The sequence below is a fragment of the Chelativorans sp. AA-79 genome (assembly GCF_029457495.1).
In the GTDB taxonomy this organism is placed as follows: domain Bacteria; phylum Pseudomonadota; class Alphaproteobacteria; order Rhizobiales; family Rhizobiaceae; genus Chelativorans.
Genome location: NZ_CP120361.1, coordinates 2,130,902 through 2,144,200, shown reverse-complemented (window position 1 = coordinate 2,144,200; position 13,299 = coordinate 2,130,902). Strand labels below are relative to the sequence as shown.

Genomic DNA, 13,299 nt, shown 5'->3' with positions numbered 1-13,299 from the left:
CCCTTAGGAGGGAGTCTCATGCTTCCTCCACCTCGATTACCGGCTTCATCCCGGTGACCACGTCATCGCCGAGCCAGCAGAGGCTGCGGTGGCCCTGCCCTAGGTCACGGAATGGCGGCAGCTCGCGCTCGCAGAGCCTGTCCGGCACAAGATGCTTGTAGCGGCAGCGGGTCTGGAACGGGCAGCCGGGCGGGGGGTCGATGGCCGAGGGGACGTCGCCCTCCAGCACGATCCGCCGCTTTTTCACCCGCGTGTCGGCGATGGGGACGGCCGACAGCAGCGCCTCCGTGTAGGGGTGGTAGGGCGGCGCGAAGATCTGGTCGGTCGTGCCCTGCTCCACGATGTGGCCGAGATACATGACGATCACCCGGTCGGCGATATAGCGCACGACCGAGAGATCATGGCTGATGAAGAGCATCGTCGTCCTGTTCCGCCGCTGGATATCCATGAGCAGCTCGGTGACGGCCGCCTGCACCGAGACGTCGAGCGTGGAGACAGGCTCGTCCGCGACCACCACCTTCGCATCGCCCGCGAAGGCGCGGGCCACGCCGATGCGCTGCTTCTGCCCGCCCGAAAGCTGGCGCGGCATGCGCGTCGCGAAGGACTTCGGCAGCTTCACGAGGTCGAGCAGCTCGAACATCCTCTTGCGCCGCTCCCGGCCCGTGCGGCCTATCCCGAACTTCTCCAGCGTGCGCATGATCTGCGCACCGACGGAATGGCTGGGGTTCAGGGTGTCGAACGGGTTCTGGAACACCATCTGGATGCCGGATACCGTTTCCGCGTCACGCTCCTCCACCGGCGTGCCCTCGATTTCCTCGGTTCCGAGGACGACCCGGCCCTCCGTTGCGGTCTCCAGCCCCAGCAGCACCTTGGCGAGCGTGGATTTCCCGCAGCCTGACTCGCCGACGATGGCGAGCGTCTCCCCCGCCCGCGCCTCGAAGCTGACGGCCTCGTTGGCCTTGACCATGCGCGCCTCGCCACCGAGCAGGCCGCCGCCCTCCGCCCGGTAGTACTTCTTCAGTCCGTCGACCCTGAGCGTCGGTGCACCGGGAGGGACCGGCTCTCGTGTCGCGGCAGTACCCACCGGTACGGTGTCCCAATCGATCTCCCCGATACGCACGCAGCGCGAAAAATGCCCCGCCGCTTCGTCCGCCGTTACCATGGGAATGTCGGCGGCATCGCAGAAGCCGGCGCGGAAATGCACGCAGCGCGGCCCGAAATTGCAGCCCTGCGGCCGCTCCTGCGGCGCCGGCTGCTGGCCGGGGATGGCCACGAGCGGTCGCGTGTTCTTGTCCGCCGAGGGCAACGGAATCGCGCGGAAAAGCCCCTGCGTATAAGGGTGGCGCATGCGCTGGAACACGTCCCGTACGGGGCCGGTCTCCACCGCCTCCCCGGAATACATGACCGTGACGCGGTCGCAGGTCTCCAGGACGAGGCCGAGATTGTGCGAGATGAAAAGCATCGACGTGCCGTATTCCCGGCCGAGCGTCTTCAGGAGATCGATGATGCCGGCCTCCACCGTCACATCGAGCGCGGTGGTGGGCTCGTCGAGGATGAGCAGCGAAGGCCGCGACAGGAGCGCCATGGCGATGACGATGCGCTGCTGCTGGCCGCCGGAAAGCTGGTGCGGATAGGCGCTCATCATGCGCTCCGGGTCCGGCAGGCGCACGGCGCGAACCATGTCGAGCGCCCGGCTGCGTGCCTCTTCCTTCGACACCTTCTCGTGGACGAGCGGCACTTCGATGAGCTGGCTGCCGATCCTCATGGCCGGATTCAGGCTCGCCATGGGCTCCTGATAGACCATGGCGATGTCCTTGCCGCGGATGCGGCGCAGCTCCTCCTCGCGCATCGCGCCCAAGTCGCGGCCCTGGAAGCGGATGTGCCCGCCGGTGATCTTCCCGGCATTGGAAAGGTCGCGCATGATGGCGAGCGCGACGGTGGACTTGCCGCAGCCGGATTCGCCGACGATCCCCATGGTTTCCCCCGGCATGACGCTGCAGGAGAAATCCGTGACGGCCGGCACCTCGCCGGCGCGCGTGAAGAAGGAGATCGAGAGATTCTCGATCTCGAGGAGGGTGTGCCCTCCCCCGCTGACACCATTACCTTGAACGGCATCTGTCATGGCGCCGCCCTCCCGCGTGGAAATGCAGCGATATCGCCCTTCACACCCCCTCTGGCCTGCCGGCCATCTCCCACTCAAGGGTGGAGATTACTCTATGGCGATGCCGACTCCCTGCTGGAAAGCCGTCCATAGGGGAGCGAGGCTGATGCAGGCTAATCTCCACCCTTGAGTGGGAGATGGCCGGCAGGCCAGATGGGGGTGTATCTGAGCACGGCATCGATCAATCCTTCAGCGCCTGCTCGCGCAGCGCGTCGGCGAGCAGGTTGAGTCCCAGGACGAAGGACATGAGGGCCACCACCGGCGGCAGCGCGGGATGGATATGCGCGCGCAGGAGCCTGCTCGATTCCTTGATGGCGGTGCCCCAGTCCGGGCTTTCGGGCGCGAGCCCCAGGCCGAAATAGCCGAGCGTGCCAAGCAGGATCGTCGTGTAGCCCACCCTGAGGCACGCATCCACGATCAGCGGCCCGCGCGCATTGGGCAGGATCTCCCACAGCATGATATACCAGGGGCCTTCGCCGCGCGTCTGGGCCGCTGCCACATATTCGCGCGTCTTGATGTCCATGGTGAGCCCGCGCACGATGCGGAAAACGCCGGGGCTCGAAGCGAAGACCACCGCCACGAAAATGTTGAGCTCGTTGGGCGCGATCGAGATCACGCCGAGCGGGTCCGCATCGAAGACCAGCCCCGCATAGACCCAGCCGCCGAGGAGGACGACGGCGACCAGGAGCACGGCAAGAAGGCCGGGCCGGCTCGAGAAGCCCGTATAGACCAGCGTTCCGAAGAAGATCATCGGAAAGATGAAGAAAATGCCCGCAAGCCATTGGGGGAGCGGCGTTTCCCGGACACCCGGCGTGACCAGAAGGTAGAAGAGCAGGATCACGGGGAAGGCGAGCACCAGATTGGCGAGGAAGGACAGGACCTTGTCGATCCGCCCGCCGTGATAGCCCGCAGGCAGGCCGAGCATGGTGCCCACGACGAGGGCGAAGAGCGTGGCGGCCGGCGCGATCAGAAGCACGATCTGGCTGCCGAAGACCACGCGTGAGAAGACATCGCGCGCGAGCCTGTCGCCGCCCAGCAGGAAGACGCCGCCCGTCTCCGGGACGATCGCGCCGGGCGGCGCGTCCTTCATCACGGCGATCTGCTGCAGCGGGTCGAAGGGTGCGACGGCATCGGCGAAGATGGCCGTGAACAGCCAAAAGAAGCAGATCGCCAGCCCCGCAATGCCCGCCGGGCTGGCATAGAGATGGCCGTAGAGCCCGAGGCGCTTTCTGAAGCTCAGGCTGACGGCGAACACCAGGGCGAGTGCCCCCCACACCGGCCAGAAGCGGGCGACGACGCCGAGGAAGATGCCGAGGGCTCCGACGGTCTCGTACTGCATCTTCTGCCCTATCGCACGCGGATGCGCGGATTGAGGACCGCGTAGCCCACATCGGAAACGAGCTGGGTCGTGAGCACCACGAAAACCGAAATCAGCGAACAGGCGAGAAGCAGGTCGATATCGTTGTTGGCCGCCCCCTCGACCAGCGTGAAGCCGAACCCCTGATAGCGGAACATCACCTCCACGATCGCAACACCGGTAAGGAGCCACGGGAACTGCAGCATGATGACGGTGAAGGGCGCAATGAGCGCGTTGCGCAGCGCGTGCCTGAACACCACCGCGCCAAAGCTCAAGCCTTTCAGCCGTGCCGTGCGAATATATTGCTGCGTCATCACCTCGGCCATGGAGGCTCGCGTCATGCGCGCGATATAGCCCGTCCCGTAGATGGCCATGGTCATCACCGGCAGGGCGAAATTGTAGAAGGTCACGCCCTGGTTCGTAGCGGAAGCGGCCGAGCCATTGAGCCAGCCGAGCCAGGAGGCGAAGATCACCGTGAGGATGACGCCGGAGATATATTCCGGCGTCGCGGCGGTGATGATGGAGGCGGTGGAGAGCGTCCGGTCGGTGCGGCTGCCCTCGCGCATGCCCGCCAGCACGCCGATCAGCAGCGAGACGGGCACCATCACCGCCATCACCCAGAACATCAGGACCCCGGTGGCTTGAAGCGCGGGAAAGAGCTTCTGGACCACGGGCACCTTGAACTTGGTCGAGCAGCCGAAATCGCCCTGCAGGACACCGGAATAGCGCAGTTCCGCCGGTTCATCGCAAAACCTGAAGCGCGGCGAAGCCTCGCCCGTCCCCGCATCGACGCCCGGAGCCTTCGGCACGACGCCCAGCCACTGGCCGTAGCGCACCAGGAAATTCTCGCGATAACCGTTCCGTTCGAGCCAGCTCTCCAGGTCTTGCGCCGAAGAGCGCATGTCGAGCTGACTGATCGCCAGCTTCTTCAGGTTCGGCTCCAGATTGACGAGGTAGAAGACCGCCAGCGAAAGGCACAGCATCGCGAGTGCCATGCCGGCCAGGCGGCGGGTGATGAAACTCAGCATTCCCGCCCCGAAGATTGTTGTCCCATACCAGCAGTCCTTGCTTTCACCGCTGGCTTAGCGGGTTCGTTCAGGCATGGATCCTCGGGTCAAGCCCGAGGATGACGAGGAGGAGAGGCCTCCGCCAAGCACCGACGTCGGTGTCTTGCGGCCAGCAACCCCGCTTTCGTCATCCTCGGGCTTGACCCGAGGATCCATGCCTGAACATCGACGCGCCACTACAACTCAGTCTTGGCCAATTATCAGCTTTTCGCCTCACGCCTCGTCCAGCCACACCTTCCCGAACTCCACCTCGAAACCCGGATGGATCCTGTGGTTCTTCACCGCCTCGACCGAGTGGTTGTAGACCCTGCGCCAATAGGGCTGGATGATGATGCCGGAATCCTGGATATGCTGCTCGATCTCCTCCATCACCCCCCGGCGCTCGTCCGGATCGGGTATGGTCAGCGCCTTGTCGATCATCGCGTCGAGCTCCGGGTTGGAATAGCCGGACTCGTTCCACGACTCGCCAGAGCGATAGGCGAGCGCCACCGTCTGGATGCCGAGCGGACGCGAGGCCCAGTTGGTCATGGAGAAAGGATATTTCATCCAGTCGTTCCAGAAGGTTGAGCCGGGCAGGACCTCGCGCTTGACCTTGAACCCCGCCTCGCGGATCTGGGCGGCGATCGCATCGCCGGTGTTCTTGTGCCAGTCCTCGTCCACCGTGATCAGCACATGCTCGAAATCGCTCTGTCCGGCTTCCTCCATCAGCGCCTTCGCCTCGTCCATGTCCCGCCCGACCTTCGGCAGTTCGGCATATTCGGGATGGATCGGGCAGACGTGGTGGTTTTCGGCCACGTCGCCGGCATTTCCGTAGCCGAGCGCAAGCACCGTCGCATTGTCCACCGCAAGCTGCAGCGCCCGGCGCACGCGCTGGTCGTCATACGGCTTGTTGGTGACATTGGTGCGGGCGACGATGGTGGCGGCCGTCAAGGTCTCGCTCTTCACCAGCCCCAGCCCGTCCAGGATGTCGACGTAATCGGCGCTGGTCTCGTAATTCGTGTGGATCTCGCCCGCCTCGAAGGCCGAGACCATGGCGGAAGGATCGGTTCCATAGTCGATGAACTCCACCCCGTCGAGATAGGGCTCGCCACCCCACCACTGGCCGTTCTCGCGCCGCTTGACGACGACGCGGTTGCCCACCTCGTAGGACACGAGCTCGAACGGCCCCGTGCCGATCGGGTTCGCCACGAAATCGCGGCCCGTCTCGTCGAAGCTCCGGTGCACCACGAGCGCGGGATAATCGGTGAAGTTCGCGATGATCGAGATATCCGGCTGCTGCAGGACGAGCCTCACCGTATGGTCGTCCACCTTTTCGAGGGCGCCGTCCCGGACCTTCTTGGTCCCCGGCTCGATAAGCGAGGTCAGCCGCGTGGCCATGGAATTGCCTTCGGCCGTCTGGTCGCACCAGCGGGTGATGTTGTAGATCACGTCGTCGGCCGTGAAGGGATCGCCATTGTTCCAGGTCACCCCCGGCCGGACGTGAAGCACGTATTCCGTCGCCTCCTCGTTCACCTCCCAGCTTTCGAGCAGCCGCCCCTCGAAGGTGAAGTCGGCGGTGTATTTGACGAGCGGCTCCAGCGTCTGGCGCATGGCGTTGGCGATCTCGGACCAGTCGGCCGTGCGTGGATCCTTGGGTTCCTTGATCCACATGGCCATCTTGAGCACGCCGCCTTGCCTCGGCTCCTGCGCCAGCGCCCGGACGGGCAAGGTCAGGCCCGCCATCGCATAGGCGCCGGCAGCGGTCGCGCCGAAGGTGCTCGCGAGCGCCAGGAATTCGCGGCGGTCGATCCGGCCGGTCCGGGCCTTCTCGCCGAGTGCCTCGATACGCGCGGGGACGGCTCCACTGTTGCTCTTGAAGAATTTCATGGGCTCTCTCCCCTCGGGTTGCCGATCTACTGCCGTCTGGATGGCCTGATCCCTAACATTCCGCAACCACAGCCGCCTTGTCAAAGAGCCTTTCCTGACGGGACCCTGTCAGTTGCCCGGCACCTGGCGGCGTGCAGCAAGTTGAGCCGGGAGAATACCGTTTTGGCTACCCTGCGTCTTCGACAATATCGCGGCCGTTTCGAGGCGGCGCCAAGCGCCGATTGACGGCGTGCCGGCGCATTGATAATGCTCGCTTCGTGCCTGAGGTGCCCCGCGGAACGCGGGGTTAAAAGGGAATATGGAAGGGCGGTTTCCGCCTGAACCGTAGCTGCTCCCGCAACTGTGAGCGCCGAGGTCTTCTCATTTGCCACTGGGCCGTTGCGGCCTGGGAAGGCGAGGATACCGGTGAAGCGCAAGCCAGGAAACCTGCCTCGGGTCGTCACCTGCCGGATGCGGGACGCTTCCGGAGCTGTGGTTTTCGCAGTGGTGACGGACAGTCATCGCTGGCGGGGACCAGGCCAAGACGGCCGTTCCTCCAGCATACCGGGGTATGTGCGGAGGGGACGACATGACCGCATCATCGAAGACATTCCTGGCCGGCGTTTCGGCCCTTTCCATCATGCTTGCCTCAGGCGGCGCAGACGCGCAGGACCTCGATCTCGGCGAGATCGTGGTGACGCCGGATCGTGCGCCCACTGAACTTTCCAGGACCGGTTCCTCGGTCACCCGCATCGACAGCGAAGAGATAGCCGAGCAGTCGCAGCCGCTCGTCCTCGACTACCTGACGCTCGTGCCGGGCGTGGCGATCACCTCCCCCGGCGGGCCGGGCACCGAATCCAGCCTGGCGATCCGCGGCGCCCCCCGGCGCTATGTGAAGACGCTCTATAACGGGATCGACATCTCCGACCCCACCAACACCCAGGTCCAGACCTCCTACCAGTATCTGCTCTCCGGCGGCATCGATTCCATCGAGGTGCTGCGCGGCTCCCAGAGCACGCTCTACGGTTCGGATGCGATCGCGGGCGTCGTCAGCCTCTCCACCTTCGGCGAGATCGAGCCGGGCGTGACGCACCTGATCTCCGGCGAAGGCGGCTCCTTCGGCACCGCGCGGGGCACCTACGGCCTGCGCGCGGCGAACGCTGACTCGCGCCTCTCCTTCAACGCGACCGGCTTCCGCACCGACGGCATCTCCGCGGCGGAGGAGCATGCCGGCAATCCCGAACGCGATGGCTATGAGAACATCACGCTGGATATCGCCGCCGAGCATGCATTCTCCGACGTCTTCTCCGTCTTCGGCTCCGCGCTGCTGATCGACGCCGAGGCGGAGTTCGACGATTCCGGCTTCACGGATTTCTTCACCGGCGATTTCGTGCCGCCGACGGACAATCCGACGGCGACGAATGTGAGCAAGCAGCTTGCGGGCCGCGCCGGCTTCAACCTTAACCTCCTCGACGGCCGCTTCCGCAACACCGTCTCGGTCCAGGCCTTCGATCTGGAACGCACCATCGACGGCACCACCTTCGACGGCACCTATGAGGGCCGCCGCAAGAAGATCGACTACCAGGGCGCCTTCGACGTGACCGAATGGCTGACCCTGCAGGCGGGCGCGGATTACGAGAAGCAGGAGGCCACCTTCCCCGAGGGCGCGTTCAACCCGGAGATCGACGCGGATTTCCACATGACCGGCCTCTGGACGGAGGCGATCCTCACGCCGGTCGAGGATCTGACGCTCACCGCGGGGCTGCGACACGACCATCATTCCGAATTCGGCGGCCACACCACCTACCGCCTGACGGGATCCTATCTCTTCGCCCAGACCGGCACGCGCCTGCACGGCTCCTTCGGTACGGGCTTCCGCGCGCCCAGCCTCAACGAGCTCTTCGGCCCCTTCGGCGCCAATCCGAACCTCGATCCGGAGACGAGCACCGGCTTCGACATCGGCGTGGAACAGCGATTCCTCGGCGGCGCGCTCATCGCCGACGTGACCTATTTCGATCTCGAGATCGAAGACCTGATCGCCTATGAGAACGGGGCCTACACGCAGATCGAAGGCACCTCCACCTCGCGCGGCGTGGAGACCTCCCTCACATGGCGCCCGGACGACCGTTTCTCCTTCACCGGCTCCTACACCTACACGGATTCGAAGGACCAGAACGACGACCGGCTCGTGCGCATCCCCCGCCACGCCGTCGGCCTGACGGCGGCCTACAGGCCGACCGAAAAATGGATGATCTCGGCCATGGGCAAGGTCGCGCTCGACACTGTGGATTCGGACGAATTCGAGCTCGACGACTATTTCCTGCTCAACGCCAAGGTGGCCTACAAGCCGACGGAAGACACCGAGCTCTACCTGCGCGTGGAGAACCTGCTCGACCAGGATTACCAGACCGCCCGCGGCTACGGCACGCCGGACATCTCGGTCTTCGCGGGCTTCAAGGCGAAGTTCGGGCCGTGATGACGGCGGGCCGGAACATCGTCCTGCATCTTTCCGGCTTCGTTCTATGTGCCGGCGCGGTTCTCGCGCCGGCATTTTTGCTTTTTGCCCAGCCAACCGCAGCCGACGCACCATCGCGAGTCATGTCGCTCAACCTGTGCACGGACCAGCTTGCCATGGCGCTCGCCGCCCCCGGGCAGCTCGTCTCCGTCTCATTCCTCTCGCGCGACCCGTCGCTCTCCCCCATGCACCGCGAGGCCGGGTCCTATCCGGTCAACCATGGCCGGGCGGAGGAAGTGTTCCTCGAACGGCCCGACCTCGTCGTCACCGGCACCTATTCCCTGCAGAACACGACCGGGCTCCTGAAGCGGCTCGGCTTTCGCGTGGAGGAGTTCAGCTTCGTCCAGACGCTCGACACCATCCCCGGCGAGATCCGGCGGATGGGGGCGCTCCTCGGGCGCGATGAGCAGGCGGAAGCGATGGCGGAAAGGTTCGAGACCGAGCTTGGCGAAATCGAAGCCCGGCAGTGCGCCAAGCCTCCGACCGCGCTCGCCTTCGAGCAGGGCGGGGTGGCCGCGGGAAGCGGCACTCTGGCGGATTCGGTGCTCGCGGCGGCGGGCTTCCGCAACCTGGCCGCCGAAGCGGGCATCGTCGGGATGGCCCCCCTGCCGATCGAGCTGATCGTGGAAAAGGAGCCCGATGTCATCATCACCCGGGCGGGCGAGGAGGATGCGCCGTCGCTCGGCGCGCGCGTGCCATACCATCCGGCGCTGCGCGCGCTCGAGGAGACGCGCATCGGCCCCTTCGTGCCGCGCGGCGCATGGTCCTGCGGCGGCCCCTTCGTCATCGAGGCGGTAAAGGCGCTCGCCGCCTTGCGCGAGGAGATCGCGCCCTGCGAGGCGACGCAATGAAGCCGCTCGCCCTCAATCTCGCGCTGGGCGCGCTGATGCTCGCCCTCTTCATCGCCTCGCTCGCCGTGGGGCCGGCGGAGCTGGGCGTTTCGGAAAGCGTTCGCGGGCTTTTCGCGGGCGGGGGCGAGGCGGCGGCGATCATCATGCGCGAGATCCGCCTGCCCCGGGCGCTCCTGGGCCTCGGCATCGGCTTCACGCTCGGCGTCTCAGGCGCCGTGCTGCAGGGCTTCCTGCGCAACCCGCTGGCGGAGCCCGGCATCATCGGCGTTTCGGCCGTGGCGGCCTTCGGCGCCGTCCTGATTTTCTATTCGGGCCTCGCGGGCAGCACGCTCTATGCCCTGCCTGCCGGCGCGCTGATCGGGGCGCTGGTCGCCGTCCTCCTGCTTCTGGCGCTTGCCGCCCGCAGCGGCTCGACGCTCACGCTGATTCTCGCGGGCGTGGCACTCTCCAGCCTTTCCGGGGCGCTGACCTCGCTCGTGCTCAACCTCTCGCCCAACCCCTTCGCGAGCTACGAGATCATCTTCTGGCTGCTCGGCTCGCTCAAGGACCGGTCGATCGAGCATGTCTGGATCGCCCTCCCCCTGATGGCGGCGGGCTGGCTGCTGATCGCGCTCGCCGCCCGCGCCATCGACGCGCTGTCCCTGGGCGAGGAGGCGGCCGCGAGCCTCGGCACGCATATGCCCCGCACGCGGCTTCTCATCATCATGGGCGTCGCGCTCGGCGTGAGCGCTGCCACCGCCGTTGCCGGCACGATCGGCTTCGTGGGGCTGGTCGTGCCCCATCTCATCCGCCCTCTGACGAACCGCCTGCCGAGCCGCCTGCTTCTGCCGGCGGGCCTCGGCGGCGCCGCTCTGCTGCTCGCCGCCGATGTGGCGGTGCGCATCGTGCTGCCTGCGGGCGAGCTCAATGTCGGCGTGCTGACGGCGCTCATCGGCGCGCCCTTCTTCCTCTGGCTGGTCGTACGCTCCCGCCGGGAGGTCTTCTGATGCGACTCGTCGTGGAGCATCTCGATGTCTCGCTGTCCGGCCGCCCGGTGCTCCACGGCATCAATATGGCGCTTTCGCCCGGCGAGGTGGTGGGCCTGCTGGGCCCGAACGGCGCCGGCAAGTCCACCCTGATGCGCGCTCTGGCGGGGCAAATCGCGGCAGGCGGCAGGATGCGGCTCGATGGCGGGGATCTCGCCGGCCTTGCTCCGGCTGCCCGAGCGCGCCTCCTCGCCTACCTGCCGCAGGCCCGCGTGATCGGCTGGCGGCTCACCGTGCGCGATCTGGTGGCGCTCGGAAGGCTCCCCTGGCGCAGCTTCGGAGTCCGTCCCACGGTTGAGGACGAGCGGATCGTCGCGGATGCCCTGAAGCTGATGGACATCGCGCATCTCGCCCAGCGGCCGGCGACGGAGCTTTCCGGCGGCGAGCAGGCGCGCGTGCTTGCCGCCCGAGCCGTCGCGCAATCCACATCGCTCCTGATCGCCGACGAGCCGGCCTCCGGACTGGATCCGGCCCACCAGATGATGATGATGCACGCGCTGCGCCGCCTCGCCGCCGAGGGCCGCACCATCCTCGTCTCCCTGCACGATCTCACGCTCGCCGCCCGCTGGTGCGATCGCGTGGTGATGCTGAAGGAGGGGCGGACCGCCGCCGAAGGTGCGCCGGAAGAGGTCATGACGCCTGAGCGGCTGGCGGAAGTCTACGGTGTGACGGCGCATTTCGCGCGCGACGAGGGCGGCATGATCCTTGCGCCCACGGGGCTGACGGGTGCGCCATGATTCCCTGGCCGAAGATCGCGCACCTGCGTGAGCTTGCCGCGGCCGAGCCGGTAGAGCCGCCGCGCCCCGAAACGGCTGGGGCGAAGGCGGAGACGCCGCCGGTGGTCCTCGACGCCGCTCTTCCCGCAGGCGAGGCCGGGCCTGCCCTGCCCGGCCCGACTGAACCCTTCCTCCCGCGCCGCACCCGCGCCTACTCGATCGGCCTTGTGCTCGCACTGGGCTTTTCGGCGCTGGTGCATGCAGGTGTGCTCTCCTTTCTCGTCGAGCGGATCGCCAGACCGGGCGTGGAAGCGACGGCCGAAGCGGCAAGCGTGGAAATCGTGCTGGAAGAGCCGCCTTCGTCCGATGCGGGACAGCAAAGGCCCGCGGCTCGATCGTCACCTGCCGCCGAACCGCAGGCCTCCGCGAACCATACACCTGCTCCGAAGGATGCCCCGGCAAAGCAAGAAGTCACCCACGAGGGGCCGCGGCGAGAGAGCACCCGGACCGGAGAGGTTTCGGAGAAGCCCGCGTCGGACCGGGCGGAACACGCCGCTCCCCCATCCGAGGCGGAGACCGCCGAGGCACGGCCATCGATGGAACCTGCACCGCACCGCCCCGCGCGGGCGGAAGCGCAGCGGGACCGGCCGCAAGCCGAGCCGGCGCCGGAGGACGTAACGGACGCTCCGTCCGACGAGGTGGCGACGGTCACGCTGCCGGTCGAGAACATTCCCGTGCCCGCCTCCCGCCCCGAGCTTTCCGAAAGAAAGGCGGAGAGGACGGAACGCAAGCGGGCTTCCGCGCCGGCGAGAACACGGGAAGGCCGGTCAGCCGAAGCCCCCGCGAAGCGGAAACAGGCCGCCGCGGCGAAACCAGCCGAATCGACCCGTCAGCCCGCCACCGCTTCGGCCGGCAGAAAAGGCGGCGCGACCGCGGGCGAGATCGAGGCGTATGCACGCCGGCTCAACAGGCATGTGCGGCGGCACCAGAATTATCCGCCGGAAGCCAGGGGCATTTCCGGCACGGTCCGGCTGGCGATCACCCTCGATTCGCGGGGCCGCTTCCGGGGCGCGAAGGTTTCCGGAAGCTCCGGCCATGCCGTGTTCGACCGGGAAGCGCTGGCCACGGCCCACCGCGCCCAGCCTTATCCCCGCCCGCCTGAGGGCTACACCGGCGGCACCAACATGGTCTCACTGGTCTTCAAGCGGCGCTAGCTTGAATTCCGCCGCAAAAGGCCGATATCCGCTTCGAGCGTTTCGCCGGTGCAAGGATTCCGGCGGACGGCAAATCGAGCGGCGCACCGCTTTGGAACGAAGAGATGGAGCGGATCACCCGATCGGAATCGCTCCAGAGCAAGACATCGGAGAAGCGCCATGGTCTCGGACAAACTTGAAGTGCGATGCCGGCGGACGGCGGGCAAGCACCGCCTTCTTCCTGGTCTTCTCCTCGTCGCCGTTGCTCTCTCCGCCCCGGCATCCGCCCAGAGCGGTCAGCGCCACCGCAATATCGAACCCACCTGCCCCACGGGTTCCGTTCAGATCGACGGTCGCTGCACCAGACCGCAACTGCGACAGTCATGTCCGCCGGGCACACTCGGCGTATATCCCAATTGCAGGCCGGCGGTGCGGTCCGCCTGCCCGAGCGGAACGGTGGGCGTCTACCCCAACTGCCGGCCGACGCTGAAACTGCCGCCCCCGCTGGACGAGCAGCAGCGCATGCCGCGAATCCAGCCGGAGCCGCCGGAGGTCCGTATCCCCTCATA

General features: G+C 66.7%; 9 protein-coding genes and 1 riboswitch. Of the genes, 5 read left to right on the top strand and 4 right to left on the bottom strand.

What is annotated here, in order from left to right:
• Nucleotides 1-16 precede the first annotated feature (16 nt).
• The 4 genes from PVE73_RS10330 to PVE73_RS10315 form a co-directional block, all read right to left on the bottom strand.
• Nucleotides 17-2,122 carry an ABC transporter ATP-binding protein gene (locus tag PVE73_RS10330; RefSeq protein ID WP_277366853.1) on the bottom strand — a complete coding sequence of 702 codons (2,106 nt, stop codon included), beginning with the start codon at nucleotides 2,120-2,122 and terminating at the stop codon, nucleotides 17-19.
• 220 nt (nucleotides 2,123-2,342) lie between these two features.
• Entirely contained in the window at nucleotides 2,343-3,500 is a 1,158-nt protein-coding gene (locus PVE73_RS10325) for an ABC transporter permease (RefSeq protein WP_277366852.1), read from the bottom strand.
• A gap of 8 nt (nucleotides 3,501-3,508) precedes the next feature.
• The gene (locus tag PVE73_RS10320; RefSeq protein WP_277366851.1) at nucleotides 3,509-4,546 is read right to left on the bottom strand and encodes an ABC transporter permease; all 1,038 of its coding nucleotides are present in this window, start codon (nucleotides 4,544-4,546) and stop codon (nucleotides 3,509-3,511) included.
• A 252-nt stretch (nucleotides 4,547-4,798) separates the two neighbouring features.
• Nucleotides 4,799-6,451, bottom strand: coding sequence for an ABC transporter substrate-binding protein (locus tag PVE73_RS10315; RefSeq protein ID WP_277366850.1), 1,653 nt, complete (start codon nucleotides 6,449-6,451; stop codon nucleotides 4,799-4,801).
• A gap of 247 nt (nucleotides 6,452-6,698) precedes the next feature.
• Nucleotides 6,699-6,900: riboswitch (cobalamin riboswitch) on the top strand.
• 119 nt (nucleotides 6,901-7,019) lie between these two features.
• Between PVE73_RS10315 and PVE73_RS10310 the strand changes: the two genes are divergently transcribed.
• From PVE73_RS10310 to PVE73_RS10290, 5 genes are read left to right on the top strand one after another with little or no spacing between them, the layout of a single operon-like run.
• Nucleotides 7,020-8,906: a TonB-dependent receptor gene (locus PVE73_RS10310; protein ID WP_277366849.1), complete on the top strand. Its 1,887-nt coding sequence runs from the start codon at nucleotides 7,020-7,022 to the stop codon at nucleotides 8,904-8,906.
• On the top strand, nucleotides 8,906-9,796 hold the full coding sequence (locus tag PVE73_RS10305) for an ABC transporter substrate-binding protein (RefSeq protein WP_277366848.1): 891 nt from the start codon (nucleotides 8,906-8,908) through the stop codon (nucleotides 9,794-9,796). The genes PVE73_RS10310 and PVE73_RS10305 overlap by 1 nt, the downstream gene beginning before the upstream one ends.
• The gene (locus tag PVE73_RS10300; protein ID WP_277366847.1) at nucleotides 9,793-10,782 is read left to right on the top strand and encodes an iron ABC transporter permease; all 990 of its coding nucleotides are present in this window, start codon (nucleotides 9,793-9,795) and stop codon (nucleotides 10,780-10,782) included. The genes PVE73_RS10305 and PVE73_RS10300 overlap by 4 nt, the downstream gene beginning before the upstream one ends.
• Nucleotides 10,782-11,558, top strand: coding sequence for an ABC transporter ATP-binding protein (locus PVE73_RS10295; protein ID WP_277366846.1), 777 nt, complete (start codon nucleotides 10,782-10,784; stop codon nucleotides 11,556-11,558). The genes PVE73_RS10300 and PVE73_RS10295 overlap by 1 nt, the downstream gene beginning before the upstream one ends.
• Nucleotides 11,555-12,751, top strand: a complete 1,197-nt coding sequence (locus tag PVE73_RS10290; RefSeq protein ID WP_277366845.1) for a TonB family protein — start codon at nucleotides 11,555-11,557, stop codon at nucleotides 12,749-12,751. Before PVE73_RS10295 ends, PVE73_RS10290 begins: the two co-directional genes overlap by 4 nt.
• The last annotated feature ends 548 nt before the right edge of the window (nucleotides 12,752-13,299 follow it).